This is a genomic window from Neiella litorisoli (genome assembly GCF_014773395.1).
GTDB classification, from domain to species: Bacteria; Pseudomonadota; Gammaproteobacteria; order Enterobacterales; family Neiellaceae; genus Neiella; species Neiella litorisoli.
Genome location: NZ_JACXAF010000006.1, coordinates 69987 through 84052, shown reverse-complemented (window position 1 = coordinate 84052; position 14066 = coordinate 69987). Strand labels below are relative to the sequence as shown.

The following is a 14066-nucleotide window of genomic DNA, read 5'->3' as shown; positions in this document are numbered from 1 at the left end:
GATGAAACATAAAGTACTAGGAAAATTAGTCGGGAATACCGGTGATTCAAGCAAGTTAACCATGGTGATAGAAGATTCGTTCTCGGTTCGTCGCGGGGAGTTTGTTCGTATTATGCATAGAGAAAGGCAAGATGAACCTGCTGTAGCAGTACTTGGCCGTGTAATGAAAATTCATCGTTCAAATATGCTTTTCAATTCCGGTTTTGGAGACAGTGTAACTGAGCTTGAGCTTTTACCTGGCGCCAATGTAACAGGTGAGCGCCTATACGCAAATCTAGAGCTAGTAGGCTACAGAGAGCCCGTTTCTCGCCAGATAAAGATACCACGTCGCCCGTTAGACCCAGGAGCCAAAGTGGAGACTGTGGACTTTCAATTTCTAGCTGATTTCTACGAATTTAATGAGCATACAAGTCTTCATTTAGGAAATCTTATTGGCTATGAGCGCGGTGAAAACACGGTTCCTGTATTTTTAGACGTTAATAAGCTCGTGACTGAGCACATGGCAATTCTAGCGATGACAGGTTCAGGTAAGTCTTACACTGTAGGGCGTATCATTGAACGTTTGGTAGCTTTAAATAACGGTACTGTCGTTGTATTCGACCCGCATGGAGAATACGGCAGAGCATTATCAAAGGGTAAATTGCACTTTAGTGATGGATTAGAAGAGGCTGAAGATCCAAGAGATAGAAAAACGCTACCAGAAATTAAAAACATGCTAGAAAGGTTGCAAGGAGCTGGTGCTGGAATTCAGGTTTATACGCCTCAACACGAGGCCTTTAAGCACAAGTATGCAAGCAAGAATAACCCACTTGCACTTCAGTTTGACCGTTTTGAAATGGATGATATTTCAGAGATCTTGCCGGGGCTCACCGAGCCACAGCAGCGCGTGTTAGATGTAGCTATTCGATATTGGCGAAACGTTGATAAGTCAGAACCTCGGGACATCAATCGTTTACGATATTTCTTAGGTGATGGCATTGAAGAAATTAGAGAGTGGGACGACCTTTCTGAAGCGGAAGCTAAGGCGCTAAATGGTCGAAGCGCGGCGGTTGCTTCAATGAAACTGAGCAGAATTCTTAACGAAGCACAAAGCTTTTATTCTGCAACGATGAAAGAACCTACCGATATTTATCAAATGGTTGGCAGGCCAACAAATAGAAAAGGCCGGCTAGTGGTTGTTGACCTACAAGGGCTTAGCGATACAGCGAAACAAGTTGTGTGCGGATTATTGAGTAGTGAGATTTTAAGAGCTGCATCGAGTAAAACCGACCCGTTGCGTCCTTGCTTCTTAGTTTATGAAGAGGGGCATAATTTCGCACCTGCTGGTGGTAATGCTGTCAGCCACAGAATTATTAAGAAAATTGCCGGTGAAGGCCGGAAATTTGGTGTTGGATTTGGCATCGTTAGTCAACGACCTTCGAAGTTAGATTCAGACGTTACCTCACAGTGTAATACCTTGATAACGATGCGTCTGAAGAACCCAGACGATCAGAGGTTTATTGCTAAAGCATCGGATATGGTGAGTAAGGCTGACCTTGACGAATTGCCAAGTTTATCGACTGGTGAAGCCCTAGTTTGTGGTCGGTCAATTCCAGCCCCTTTACTTGTAAAGGTCGGTAATAAGGCATTAATACATGGTGGTGAGTCACCTGAAGTATTGAAGGTTTGGGATAGCTTTAGTGAGTAAGTTAGTTTCTGAGATAGAAGAGAGATTGAGTTCAACCTTTTTAAGTGATGCGTTTCCTATCTTCTCTCAGCACGGGTTACAAGATACCGATGTAATGGTGCACAGCTTAGGGTGCAGCCTTTGGAACACGTTAGGTCATGAGCTTGGCTATATGGCTTTGGTTGAAGGACCAGCGCCAGTAGCAAGTGGAAACGATATTCGCTCAGATTCAGTTTGGTTTGAAAAAAGTACGTGCTCACCAAAAGTGCTAGTTGAATTCGAGAGATATGATGGTTCTGCAAAAACAGCTGGGAAGTTACGTGAAAAGCTTTGCAATTTAATGGAAGCCGCAATGCGCTGGGAGTACCAACCCAAGTTAATCGTTTTATCAGCTTGGAGTCCAGGACTGGTATCAGCGCCTGACTTAGATGAGTTAAAAAACTTATTTTGCAAAGGTGTTAACAACTCAAAAGGGCTGTTTATTCCACCATCTATTGGCTGTCAGTTGTTACTACATCGTTTGGTTTTAGATAAAGCTCACGACGATTTGCTCTATTTGAAGCATCAGTCGTTTAATTTAGTAGAAAGTTAGGTAGTTAAAATGAATATTAAGAGTGCTCATTTTTTACCCGGGACAGGTAAGCGGCTTGGAGATAAATATCTTCTGCTTGACTGTTTAGGAGATGGTACTCATGGATGGGTTTGGCGCAGCGAGAGGCTGTCAGATAATCAAATAGTTGCAGTAAAAATACCTAAAAATATTGCGCCATTTGGTGGTGACCGAACGCTTGCTGAGGGAAAAGAGTTAATAGGCATTGATCCACACCCCAATGTTATTCAGTTTTATGAAATGGGACGAGTGCCGCCGGAAAATGAGTGGTACGCGATTGAGATGGAATATTTCCCAAGTGAGAGTCTGGCGCAAAAGTTGGAAAACCGTAGCGCCCAATTCGGAAATACCTATAAGCGACTATTCAAAATATATAGACAGGTGTTAGAAGCGGTTAAGTTCTTAACAGAGCTAGAAAAGCCAATTTCACATGGAGATATTAAGCCCCATAATATCCTCATAGGTCAGGATGACCACGTTAAATTGACTGATTTTGGCAGCTCAGCTCTCCCCGAAGAGATATATGTTCGAACCAGAGAAAATGGTGGCACGGTGCTTTATTCGGCGCCAGAGTTTTGTGATTGTGTGTCTCGTAAAGGGACCTTTGAAGAATTACTAGCTGGTGATATTTATAGTCTTGGTGTTTTGCTTTATCAGTTAGTGACTGGAATCCTGCCACACGATACGCAAGCACAAGTATTACGATTTGATCCGTTTATAAAGCCAACGGAAATTAACTCGGCTATTTGTAAAGAATTAGAAGAGGTTATATTAACGTGTCTACAGAAGTCACCAAAAGACCGCTACTCCTCTATAGACGACTTGATATCTCAATTTACAGTCGCTTCAAAAGTTCAAATTCAAAAGCCTTCAGTTGAACACTTAGTTTCTGCAAGTTCGAAGCAAAGAGATTGGTCATCTGATGTTGTCGATGCATTAGAGAATGCTAACTATCAAAGGGCTGCAGCAATTGCTGAGTCTGAATACAGAAAAACACAAGATTCAACGGCATTGCTTCAGCAATTAAATGCTTTATACCGTGCAGAACGGTGGTTCGATTTTGAAAAAGTTATCTCGGTGCTTGAAGATAAACTACTTCTACAAGAAGGCGTAGTTGGAGCACATATTCGCATTATTTCGATTAAAGTTTTTATGAAAATAAGAAGACTTGGGGATGCTGTATCTTTAATACACAAATCCAGGGAATTACGTGATGAGTCTTTCGAGCTAGATCTTTGTGAAGCGTCAGTCGAGGCAATGGAGGCAAAATACCCCCAAGCCAGAGCTAAGCTAGAAAACCTTAATAAGCAAAACCCTATGAACGCGATGATCTTAAACAGACTTGTTTTGGTCTGTGAACAAGAAAGGAATTATGAAGCCGCAGCGGGTTATTTGAGAGTAGCGATGAAAGTAAGTCGTGGAGATGAAAAGTTAGCCCGTAAGCGTCAACAATATGAAATGTTAGGTGTTTGGTAAATATATTTAGTCTGACAGACGTTCGGTTTATCAGAACTCCCCTGCTTTTTCTTCAAATATGATTTTTTTCAAAAAAATTTCGATCTTTTTTCGTTAACCTATCTAACTGTTTTTCAATATAGAATTAAACGTACCATATAATATTGCACTATAAATGCATTATTTTATTGGGATAAAATATTTATTAGCCTAAATTTTTGTAAATAATCAATTATAATATAGCCCTAAGCTTAAGAATTCGTTCTTAGCTTTGTTATCGAGCGTCAGGAAGGCGAGTTATTCGAATTAAAAGGGGATTAATATGCAAAGTAGTAATTTTGTATCGAACGATAATGGGGGGCCGATTCAAATGGAATTATATTCGTTTGATCACCTCAATGAGGTTGAAGAGTATGCACCTGGTGTGACAGTTCAAAGTTGTTCATCGATAGGTCAAATGTGGCGTTGAATCGATCAGTCTTCTCTAGACACTCAATTACAGTTTGTTAGGCAGGCCAATTCGACTACGCTTAGGTTCAGAGCGTCCACGCACTGCTAATGCGATTGAGCGTTCAGATAACAACTAATCGAAGAAGGATTCCTCCAAATGTGGAAAAAACACGCCTTGTGGATAGCTTTGGGATGCTGCGCCACATCTTCTCACGCTTATCAATTATTCGAAAACGACCACTTAACCGCTCACATTAAAGGCTACTTTGAAATTGATGGCCTCTACACCGATAGCGATTTCACTGCGAAAGACGGCTCATCTCGCTTGGGCTTTCAATTCGATCACCAAATCGACAATGAATGGCAGGCAAGCGCCTATCTCGAATGGGCGATTAAAACGACTAATTCCGGCAACAGCCTAGTAATCAATGGTGATGGCTTACCGTCACTTTCTTCTGGCGACAAAGACGACACCATCAGTTTAAGACAGGGCAATATTGGCCTAACCCACGATAAGTATGGTGCCATTAAAGTCGGTAAACAGTGGTCAGCCTATTACGATGTCACCGCCTATACCGACGAATATTTAATGTTTGGTGGTGAAGGCTCGGGGACTTATAACTTCTCCGGCGATGGTGGTTTGTCAGGAACCGGTCGAGCAGAAAATGCAGTCACCTACCGAAAGCAGTGGGGCGGATTCAAATTGGGTTTGCAGCTGCAGGTTGATCCAGGCGATATCACCTTTGAAGATTTCGTCAGTGATGATGGCTTTGTCGGCCGCGATGGCGATTTTGACTCATCGTACGGTGCTAGCTTGCAATATGTCTTTGAGCTGAATGCCCCACTGACCATTGGTGTCACCTACAACGAAGCCGATCTGGAGTTTAAGGGCGAGCAGGAGTCGGAGAATATTCGCCTGAAAGTGGACGATAAAGCACTGGCATTCGGTGTTAAGTACGGTAACGGACCGCTAGCAGAAGGGCTATACGCCTCATTTGTTTATGCCTCCACCGACAGTCATGAGTTTGATGATCAGGGCATTATGTATGACGCCGAAGGTCATGAGTCCCTGATTAGTTATGGCTTCAACAAACAGTGGGTGGTGTATGGCGGTCACAATTACCTGAGCGATGATGATGACAACTACTCAGACGTCATTGACAGCTACAACGAGCGCAATGGTACCGAGCTAACAGACACCACGGAAATGCTCTATTACGTCGGTGGCGTCGCCTTCCGCTGGACCAAGCACTTTATGCTGTTCTCAGAAATCCGAATTGACGACAGCGATTACAACGGCACCAGTGGTGAAGATGTTTATGGTGTTGGCGTACGTTTGTCACTGTAATCCTTGGTAATCAGGCAGCCGTAAAAGGTGCCGCCAATGAATTAGATGCTTGCCAGCTCATCCCATGAGCTGGCAAGCAATTCCTCCAAACAGACGGCTAAATACATTTAGGCCATTTTTTTCACTTCGAAAATCAATATTCCTTGGTTTGTCACAAATAGCTGCTATACCCAATAGGGCTAGTCATGCAGGGAGCAGTTTATCGCCCTGTATTCAGGGGCTAGCACGTAGTCAGCCGAATCTAGCTGAGTTATCCAGTCGTTTTCCAAGCAATGTTATTTGGCGTTTTAGCTAAAGCCTTCGCTGTCGTTTTTTACTGTCTGTTGGGTATCTGAAGTTACGACTTCAAGTAAAGCAAAGGCCTTTTCATCTATTTCATTTTGTTGACAAAAATTAATGTAGATAGGGATTCTCATTATGCCTCCAATTAAACATGCCGACCTAACGCCGTACGAGCAATTTAATTTAGAACTACCTGAAAACTTTCCAGAAGAAGGAATGTCGGCCCGCGCAGCACAAGCTTTAGTGAAAAGCGAATGCTGGACAGATGCCAACCCGATGCTCAATTTGTCCTCTTTTGTCACCACCTTTACTGAGCCAGAAGCCGCTGAGATCTTTAAAGATGGCTCGTTTCGTAACTTCGCCGATCCGGACATGTACCCACACACCAAGCACACCGAGGATATGTGCGTCAAATGGCTGCATCACCTGTGGAACGGGCCGAAAGATGCCGAACCTTATGGCGCAGCAACCATTGGCTCATCTGAAGCCTGCATGTTGGCTGGATTAGCACACAAATGGAACTGGCGTCAGGCGCGCGAAAAGGCCGGTAAAGATACCACTAAGCCAAATATGGTCACCGGCGGTAACGTCCAAATCGTGTGGAAAAAATTCCTCAAATACTTTGATGTAGAGCCACGAATTGTGCCGCTTGAACCGGGCCAGTACTGTCTTAACGCTGATCAGCTCGACGAGTATGTTGACGAGAACACCATTTGCGTCGTTGCCATTGCTGGCCAAACCTTTACCGGTGAAGACGACGACTTTCAGGCGATTCATGATTGGCTGGATGCATACGAAGAAAAAACCGGCGTTTCTATTCCAATGCATATCGACGGCGCTTCGGGCGGTTTTGTCAACCCATTCCTATACCCTGATTACGAGTGGGATTTCCGCTTACCACGAGTGCAATCCATTAACGCATCGGGCCACAAATTTGGTTTAGTTCCTCCGGGCCTAGGTTGGATTATCTTCAAAGACCGAGCTGTTTTTAATGAAGACTTAGTTTTCTACGTCAACTACTTAGGTGGCGAGGCAGCAACAGCAACGCTGAACTTTAGTAAGAGCTCCGCCACGGTCATGGCTCAGTACTATAACTTTATTCGCCTCGGGCGCGAGGGCTATACCAGAATCATGAAACAAACGGTGGCGAACGCTGAATACATTCGTGATCGTCTGACCGCAACGGGCAAATTCAAGATCATGAACGAAACCCAGCGCATTCCAGTGGTTGCATTAACGCTGGATAAATCAGTCACCCGCTACAACGAGTTTGATATCTCCAACAAGGTTAGAGAGCGCGGCTGGATCCTCTCTGCTTACTCAATGCCGGCAAATGCTCAAGAAGTGAATAGCCTTCGAATTGTGGTTCGTCCTCACTTGAACAGAGATGCTTCGGAGATCTTAGTCCAAGATATTGAAATGGCGTGTGAATATCTTGAGGAGCATGGCGGCAACGCCACACCACCGAAATTACATGACCCTCACAAAGTGTCATCAGGTAAGTGCTAATCGTGAAATTAGCGACTTGTTAGAAGGAAGCGGCAACTTGCTGCTTCCTCACTTTGGATTTGTATAGGGATGTCATGTGATGAACAAAACTATCCATCAAGGGGCGCGCGTTGCGAGCCTTTCTAAACCCATGGCCAGTATGGCATTGGGCCTCTTGTTACTGGCAGTGCTTTACATTGGCAATGCATATGCCGCAGCAGCGCCAGCAGAGCCTCAAGGTATCGCTTGGGCGCTCAGTTATTTAGCGCAAAACCCGTTTGCCTATTTGTTTCTGACACTTGCCATTGGTTATCCGCTTGGCCGGATCACCGTTGGTGGGATCTGTTTAGGGGCAACCGCAGGGACCTTAGTGACAGGTATTCTGATTGCCTTGGTATCTAGCGCTCTATATGGCATTAGCTACGATATACCGGGACTGGTTGAAGATATTTTCTTGATGTTGTTTATGTATGCCTTGGGTATGCGGGTCGGCCCTCAGTTCTTTTCAGGTTTAGCTCGCGGCGGCATCGACTTCTTAGTCATTGGTTTAATCGTGGTGTTTGCCAACTTCCTGATTGTTTTCTTTGGCGTCAAATTTCTTGACTTGGGGCCAGGTTATGCCGCCGGAATTATTTCCGGTAGCTACACCGTCACAGCGGTGATGGGGGTTGCCCAATCGGCAGTCAACAGCGGTGCCTATCAGCTGCCAGAAGGCGTTACCGCGGACATGGTTGGTGCCAATATGGCTGCCGGTTATGCCATCAGTTATGTGCTTTCATCCATTTTTATTATTCTGCTGATCAAGTACTTACCGAAGATGTTTGGCCGCGATGCGGTCGCAGAAGCTAAAATCGCCGAAGATGAATTTAGTGGCGGTGAAGATGGCGGTGCATTACCCGGAACGGCTGGCGCTTCCCTGCTTGGTTTTACCGATACCCAGATCCGCTCCTACTTGGTTGAACATGAGGAGTTGGTTGGTAAAACGGTCACCGATTTGTACCAGCTTGCGCCACGCGCGGCGGTTTTAAAAATCGTGCGAGGTGACGAGGTGATTGATGCGCAAACCAACCCTGCACTGCAGTTGGGTGATGTTATTGGCGTAGCCGGTGACTACTCGTTATTGCTCACAGGAGCCGACAAAGTCGGTAAAGAGGTGTCAGAACCAAGAGCAAGAATGGTGGAGATTGAGGTCGCCGATGTGCATGTCGGTAAAAGCGAATATGCTGGTAAAACGCTAGCCGAACTTGGTCGTGAAATTGGTTTTGGGGTTCACTTGAAATCCATGTTTAGAGCTGGCGTCGCCATTCCTCACCTTGCCAAAACAGTGGTCGAAAAAGGCGATGTACTGCGACTTGCTGGGCCTAAGTGGTGCGTCGACCAAGCAGCTAAATCACTCAAAGGTGTGCCCATTGTTGAAAGCACCTACACCGAAGTGTCCTTTATGTCGATTGCCCTGTTTATTGGCTTTGTCATTGGCCATGCCAGTATTGAGCTTGGCGGCATTCCCTTCGCGCTAGGTACTTCGGCAGGCTGCATGCTATCTGGCATTGTCATATCCTGGCTGCGCACGCGAAACCCCGAGTTTGGTGGCCCCACTAGCGAAGGAGCGCGAGCGTTCCTTAACGACATTGGTTTAAGTCTGTTTGTTGCGGTTCTTGCGGCCGGTGTCGGCCCTAAGATCATGTCGTCATTTCAAGGAACTGTAGTTCTTTGGATTGCCTTGCTGGGCATGATGGGCGCACTGTTGCCTCCCTTTATCGCTTGGCTCTATGGCTATTACTTCCGAAAAATGAACCCTGTGGTTCTAGCTGGCGCTTGTGCTGGCGGTCGTAATAGCACGCCTGCGTTAAACGGCATTCAAGATCTATCGCAAAGTGGTATTGCCGCAGTGGCTTACCCAGTGCCTTACGCTCTGACTTCGGCGGTGGTGCTGATCCTTGGTTACATTGCCATGGTCTTTTCTTAGCGACGGTTTGAACTACGCCGGAGTCACGCCCCAGCCACCACGGAGTGCTGGGGCGTTTGGTAGTCAGTTAGGAGACAAAATATGAGCCGCAGTACTGATCCGCAAATTGCTATCAATGCAATGCGATCAAGGTTAACTGTCGTTGGCTTTAACATTGCGATTGTGTCATTCCAAATCGCTCAACTTCCTCGCTTCAAAGGCGGCGTTACCATTGCCGGTTTTGACCACAGCGTTCATTTGAGTGCCGATTTGGCGCTACTGTTGGCGCTGGCATTATCGTTGCTATCGTTGGTTGCGTTTATCGCCTCCTCTTCGATCTCCACATCGGGCAGCTGCGATCATTGGTCATTTATCGCCGGCGACTTGTTGATGTATGCAGGGTTGGCTAATGCGGCCACCGCCTTTTTTGCGCCACTACATGAATCTTTTGTGCTGGCTTCTCAAGGCGCTCAGTTAGAGCAAATTGATGTATCGGTATTTGGCGTGGTGATCCACCTGCTCGGCGGTTTTGTTTGGTTGGTGAGTATCTATGTTGGGCCTATCGTCAGCTTAGCGCGCTCACCATTCGGCAAACGTTGCAACCAGATTATGTCATTCGCTTATGTGGTCAGCTTGATGGCGATGTTTTGGTTTTATCACCTAACCTTTTCGATTGAAGCGAGCAGCCAAGTGCTGCCGTCTTTGTCGTCGTACTTTTTACAATTTATGCAGCCACTGTTTTGGTAACCAATTATTAAACAACAAGAAAAAAGCCTCCAATTTAACCCAAGCGGTTAAGGAGGCTTTTACGGGCAAGGTCATGACTGGCCGACAACCCGGGCTGGCTAGCATGATCAGAGTGGGGTGATTACTCACCATCCTTGTTCAAAGCGATCGCATCGAGGTTTTCTCCACCGGCAGGTTTGTCTGCGGTATACCCCATATTTTCCAGATCGTTTTTGATGCACTTGTTGAGATATTCCTGGCGTTCGCCTGCTGGTATCTCATCATCGTCAGCCCACTCATTGCAGAGTTCGACCGTTTCCTGATAAATATCTTTTGGAGCGGGGCCTTCTGCGAGTACCGCGGTACTGAGCAAAGTCGTTGCAAAAAGTAATGTCAGTTTCATCGTGTTTACCTTGAGCCAGTAATCCATACCAAAGGCCAACCGCCTTTGGTATTAGTCGTAAAAATCATCGATCTCTTGCCGCAGCCACTTTTCTTCTTGCAGTTGGAAAAGCCGATCTCTGATGTCTTGTTTTTTTCGGAATGCCTGTTTTCGTTTCATCTTTTCACTCCGACTCAACGAAGCCTCATCACCATCAAGTGCTTCGAAGTCCGGTGCTTCGGAGTAATCATCATGAGAGTCAAATTCACGCAACATAACTTGCTCCTATTCGCTTGCTTCCGAGCTCCTTTTCTATATCGAAAAAGTTGCTTTGGAAAACAAAACTAATTTGTCGGCAAGGTAAAAAAAATTTGTGAAAAACAGCAGGCTAACTCTCTCCTGCTTGCTTAATCACAAACGCCGCTTCGGGCTCTGTTTGTGTCAACAAGCGTTCGAGATTTTGAATGGCATCGATGTTGGGCGAGTTCTTCCGATAACTCAGGTAAATAGGCCGTAGCCAACTGTCATCTTCAGACAGCAGAAAGAGCTGAGAAGATTCCAAAAAAGGTTCAACCATGGCTCTGGGGAGGTAGGCGGTGCCGCCTTTTTGCAGCATGAAATCCAGCGCAATCCGGCCGTTCGACGTTCTCAGCACTGGCGGCGGAATATCGTGGTGACGCTCGGTGTGCTCAATGGCATAACGAGTGCCCCAATCGACGTAAATATAATTGTCGGCTGTTGCCTGAGATTTTGATTGCAGCTTCGAGCTGACCAGCACCAATTCAGGCTTGGCAATAATCGCCGAGTGGATTTCTTCGGTTTTCAGCGGATCAAAGGTCACACCCAAATCGAGGGTGCGATCGAGCAGCGAGCGAACAATTTGCTCACGGCCAAGGGTTTCAACGCTGAACGAATAGCCTGCAAAGGTTTCACTGATAACGCCAAACGCGTTATGTAAAAACGCATCCCAGCTATTGGGTGTACCAGCAAGCACCAGTTGAATGGCTTGTTCTTGGGTCAGCGCCAATGCCGATTTTGACTGCACGATGGTCTGGACAATCTGCTCGGCATACACCAACAAACGCTCTCCAGCACTAGTCAGTTTGATGTTATTGCGATCACGATTGAACAGGCTGACATTGTAAAACGATTCGAGTTGTTTGATGCGAGCGCTGGCGGCTGCCTGGGTGATGTATAGGTTATTGGCCGCTCTACCAAAATGGCGTTCTTTCGCTATTTCCAAAAAGGTTTGGAAAACTTTCACATCCATGGCAATCCCCTGTCTACTGGCTCCGGCAGATTAACAAACATAATTTGTAGTTACGACAAAAATTATTCGTTTCATTTTTGCCCCAAAGGCCACTATTTTCCGCGCAAATTCTGGTGCGAAAAGCAGCCATTCGGTAGAAACGGAGAACACAGAATGAACACTCAAATCCGCCAAGGGGCAACTCGGTTTTACGACAATCAAAAATTTGCCAGAGGTTTTCAGAAATCGGGTGACTTTACCCTGAAAGAATCTGATTTACTGACCCGTTACGGCACCACATTGGCCCAGCTCGAAAACGGCCAGTTACAACCCGAAAATGCCGAAGAGCAGCAATTTGTCAGCGTTATTCATGACGGCGCGACGGCTCAGAGTGATATTGAGAAAGTTTGGCTGAAGTACTTACGGCTGACCAAAACGCCAAGACGTTTCCATGCCGTTACCAGTTACCGACGTAATACCGACTACATTGATGCGAATTTAGCAGCAGCCGACACATAGCGTTTTAATTTGAGACCCACTAATGAAAATTGCCATCCTTTCAAGAAATGAATCACTGTACTCAACCCGTCGTCTGAAAGAAGCTGGCGAAGCAAGGGGTCACCAAGTCGACATCATCGACACCCTGCACTGCTACATGGACATTACCAGTAGCAATCCCAAAGTGCGTTACATGGGTAAAGATCTGCCACAGTATGATGCGGTGATCCCGAGAATCGGTTCCTCTATTACCTTTTACGGCACGGCGGTCGTTCGCCAATTTGAAATGATGGGCACCTTTTGTGTGAACGAATCGGTAGCCATCAGCCGTTCTCGTGACAAACTCCGCTCATTGCAACTACTCTCTCGTAAAGGCATTGGTCTGCCGCGGACTGGGTTTGCCAGCAAACCGGATAAAATCCGCGATTTGCTCCGCAATGTTGGCGGCGCGCCGTGTGTGATTAAGTTGCTCGAAGGGACTCAGGGTATTGGCGTCGTGCTGGCGGAAACCAATAAAGCAGCGGAGAGCGTTATTGAAGCCTTTATGGGCCTAAAAGCCAACATTCTGGTGCAAGAGTATATTGAAGAAGCAAAAGGCGCCGATTTGCGTTGTTTTGTGGTTGGCGACAAAGTCGTGGCGGCAATGAAGCGACAAGCGCCGGAAGGTGAATTTCGCTCTAATTTACACCGTGGTGGTGCCGCAAAACTGGTACGGTTAACCAAAGATGAGCGCGCCACTGCACTAAAAGCCGCCAAAGCCATGGGCTTGAACGTGTGTGGTGTGGACATTTTGCAGTCCAACAACGGGCCTGTGGTGATGGAAGTGAATTCATCACCCGGTCTTGAGGGCATTGAAGTGGCCACACACAAAGATGTCGCCGGCTTGATTTACGAATTTATCGAAAAGAATGCCAAACCACACCGCAACAGAACCCGAGGAATAGGCTAATGAACCTGCGTATTGGTGATCACGACATCGCCCCCGGCCAGACCCTGCAACTGAAGTTGCCGGTCGCCAAGCTTTACACAGACACCGATGTATCGATTCCTGTGTATGTTCGCCGAGCCAAGAAAGCTGGGCCGATTGTGTTTGTTAGCGCGGCGATTCATGGTGATGAACTCAATGGTATTGAGATCATTCGCCGTCTGATGCATGACCAAAAATTCAGATTGCTCAATGGCACCTTAATTCTGGTGCCCATGGTCAACGTCTATGGCGTACTCAACCAGAGCCGTTATATGCCAGACCGACGCGATTTGAACCGCTGCTTTCCGGGCTCTCAAAAAGGCTCGTTAGCGGCGCGTGTTGCCAATACCTTTTTGCGCGAAGTAGTGACTCATTGCGATTACGGCATTGATTTGCACACCGGTGCGATTCACCGCTCGAACTTGCCGCAAATTCGCGCCAACTTAGCCGACGAGCAAACCTTGCGCATTGCCGAAGAATTCGGAGTGCCAGTGCTGCTCAACTCAGACTTGCGTGATGGTTCGCTGCGCGAGGCGGCGGTTGAAAACGGCACTCGGATCTTACTTTACGAAGCTGGCCAAGCGCTGCGCTTTGATGAGTTGTCGATTCGCGCCGGCGTGCGAGGGATCCTCAAGGTGCTGGCTGAATTGCAAATGGTGCGCCACCGCAAGCGCAAAAAAATAGTGCCGTTCATTGCCAACAAAAGCGAATGGATCCGCTGCTCTGCGAGTGGCTTGCTGCACGAGTGCGTGAAGCTTGGCGCCAATGTAGAAAAGGGCCAGTTGCTGGCGCAGATCCATAGCCCCATGGGAACCAGCTTAGGGCAAATTGTGGCCAGCCGCGCCGGTATTGTGATTGGCAAACAAAATATTCCGCTGGCCCAAGAAGGTGATGCGATTTATCACATTGCTTATTTTGACGAAGAGCCAGAAGAGATTGTTGAACACATTGAAAAGCTGCAAGATGTGGTCATGCCCGAGTCAGCATAAAGAGGATGAAT

13 protein-coding genes are annotated in these 14066 nt (G+C 46.7%); 10 read left to right on the top strand and 3 right to left on the bottom strand.

The features are described 5' to 3' along the window. Position 1 precedes the first annotated feature (1 nt). The 7 genes from IC617_RS05985 to IC617_RS05955 all read left to right on the top strand — a co-directional run bounded on the left by IC617_RS05985 (position 2) and on the right by IC617_RS05955 (position 9991). Complete coding sequence (locus IC617_RS05985) at positions 2 to 1687, top strand: ATP-binding protein (RefSeq protein WP_191144077.1); 1686 nt, start codon at positions 2 to 4, stop codon at positions 1685 to 1687. After that, positions 1680 to 2258, top strand: a complete 579-nt coding sequence (locus IC617_RS05980) for a hypothetical protein (RefSeq protein WP_224745832.1) — start codon at positions 1680 to 1682, stop codon at positions 2256 to 2258. Before IC617_RS05985 ends, IC617_RS05980 begins: the two co-directional genes overlap by 8 nt. Before the next feature lie 9 nt (positions 2259 to 2267). After that, positions 2268 to 3752, top strand: a complete 1485-nt coding sequence (locus tag IC617_RS05975) for a protein kinase domain-containing protein (protein ID WP_191144076.1) — start codon at positions 2268 to 2270, stop codon at positions 3750 to 3752. Positions 3753 to 4338: 586 nt separating this feature from the next. After that, the gene (locus tag IC617_RS05970; protein WP_191144075.1) at positions 4339 to 5529 is read left to right on the top strand and encodes a porin; all 1191 of its coding nucleotides are present in this window, start codon (positions 4339 to 4341) and stop codon (positions 5527 to 5529) included. 417 nt (positions 5530 to 5946) lie between these two features. After that, positions 5947 to 7320: a glutamate decarboxylase gene (gad, locus tag IC617_RS05965; protein WP_191144074.1), complete on the top strand. Its 1374-nt coding sequence runs from the start codon at positions 5947 to 5949 to the stop codon at positions 7318 to 7320. A gap of 79 nt (positions 7321 to 7399) precedes the next feature. Then, the gene (locus IC617_RS05960) at positions 7400 to 9265 is read left to right on the top strand and encodes an aspartate:alanine exchanger family transporter (protein ID WP_224745831.1); all 1866 of its coding nucleotides are present in this window, start codon (positions 7400 to 7402) and stop codon (positions 9263 to 9265) included. An 81-nt stretch (positions 9266 to 9346) separates the two neighbouring features. Then, positions 9347 to 9991, top strand: coding sequence for a hypothetical protein (locus tag IC617_RS05955; protein ID WP_191144073.1), 645 nt, complete (start codon positions 9347 to 9349; stop codon positions 9989 to 9991). 121 nt (positions 9992 to 10112) lie between these two features. Here the strand turns inward: IC617_RS05955 and IC617_RS05950 are convergent, their stop codons facing one another. The 3 genes from IC617_RS05950 to IC617_RS05940 form a co-directional block, all read right to left on the bottom strand. Beyond that, positions 10113 to 10373: a hypothetical protein gene (locus IC617_RS05950; RefSeq protein ID WP_191144072.1), complete on the bottom strand. Its 261-nt coding sequence runs from the start codon at positions 10371 to 10373 to the stop codon at positions 10113 to 10115. A 51-nt stretch (positions 10374 to 10424) separates the two neighbouring features. After that, positions 10425 to 10628: a hypothetical protein gene (locus IC617_RS05945; RefSeq protein ID WP_191144071.1), complete on the bottom strand. Its 204-nt coding sequence runs from the start codon at positions 10626 to 10628 to the stop codon at positions 10425 to 10427. 112 nt (positions 10629 to 10740) lie between these two features. Continuing rightward, positions 10741 to 11622, bottom strand: a complete 882-nt coding sequence (locus tag IC617_RS05940) for a LysR family transcriptional regulator (RefSeq protein WP_191144070.1) — start codon at positions 11620 to 11622, stop codon at positions 10741 to 10743. A 153-nt stretch (positions 11623 to 11775) separates the two neighbouring features. Between IC617_RS05940 and IC617_RS05935 the strand changes: the two genes are divergently transcribed. Genes IC617_RS05935 through IC617_RS05925 form a run of 3 tightly spaced genes read left to right on the top strand, consistent with a single transcriptional unit; the run spans position 11776 to position 14055 of the window. After that, a complete protein-coding gene (locus IC617_RS05935; RefSeq protein WP_191144069.1) occupies positions 11776 to 12120 on the top strand; it encodes a MaoP family protein in 345 nt (114 codons plus the stop codon). Positions 12121 to 12142: 22 nt separating this feature from the next. After that, positions 12143 to 13048 carry a 30S ribosomal protein S6--L-glutamate ligase gene (gene rimK, locus IC617_RS05930; RefSeq protein ID WP_191144068.1) on the top strand — a complete coding sequence of 302 codons (906 nt, stop codon included), beginning with the start codon at positions 12143 to 12145 and terminating at the stop codon, positions 13046 to 13048. Next, complete coding sequence (locus tag IC617_RS05925) at positions 13048 to 14055, top strand: succinylglutamate desuccinylase/aspartoacylase family protein (RefSeq protein WP_191144067.1); 1008 nt, start codon at positions 13048 to 13050, stop codon at positions 14053 to 14055. Before rimK ends, IC617_RS05925 begins: the two co-directional genes overlap by 1 nt. Positions 14056 to 14066: the final 11 nt, after the last annotated feature.

What these genes read in the sequence shown, in the direction of transcription:
- IC617_RS05985 (WP_191144077.1), top strand. Translation starts at nt 2, where the DNA reads ATGAAACATAAAGTACTAGGAAAATTAGTCGGGAATACCGGTGATTCA.
- IC617_RS05975 (WP_191144076.1), top strand. Translation starts at nt 2,268, where the DNA reads ATGAATATTAAGAGTGCTCATTTTTTACCCGGGACAGGTAAGCGGCTT.
- IC617_RS05970 (WP_191144075.1), top strand. Translation starts at nt 4,339, where the DNA reads ATGTGGAAAAAACACGCCTTGTGGATAGCTTTGGGATGCTGCGCCACA.
- gad (WP_191144074.1), top strand. Translation starts at nt 5,947, where the DNA reads ATGCCTCCAATTAAACATGCCGACCTAACGCCGTACGAGCAATTTAAT.
- IC617_RS05960 (WP_224745831.1), top strand. Translation starts at nt 7,400, where the DNA reads ATGAACAAAACTATCCATCAAGGGGCGCGCGTTGCGAGCCTTTCTAAA.
- IC617_RS05955 (WP_191144073.1), top strand. Translation starts at nt 9,347, where the DNA reads ATGAGCCGCAGTACTGATCCGCAAATTGCTATCAATGCAATGCGATCA.
- IC617_RS05950 (WP_191144072.1), bottom strand. Translation starts at nt 10,373, where the DNA reads ATGAAACTGACATTACTTTTTGCAACGACTTTGCTCAGTACCGCGGTA.
- IC617_RS05945 (WP_191144071.1), bottom strand. Translation starts at nt 10,628, where the DNA reads ATGTTGCGTGAATTTGACTCTCATGATGATTACTCCGAAGCACCGGAC.
- IC617_RS05940 (WP_191144070.1), bottom strand. Translation starts at nt 11,622, where the DNA reads ATGGATGTGAAAGTTTTCCAAACCTTTTTGGAAATAGCGAAAGAACGC.
- IC617_RS05935 (WP_191144069.1), top strand. Translation starts at nt 11,776, where the DNA reads ATGAACACTCAAATCCGCCAAGGGGCAACTCGGTTTTACGACAATCAA.
- rimK (WP_191144068.1), top strand. Translation starts at nt 12,143, where the DNA reads ATGAAAATTGCCATCCTTTCAAGAAATGAATCACTGTACTCAACCCGT.
- IC617_RS05925 (WP_191144067.1), top strand. Translation starts at nt 13,048, where the DNA reads ATGAACCTGCGTATTGGTGATCACGACATCGCCCCCGGCCAGACCCTG.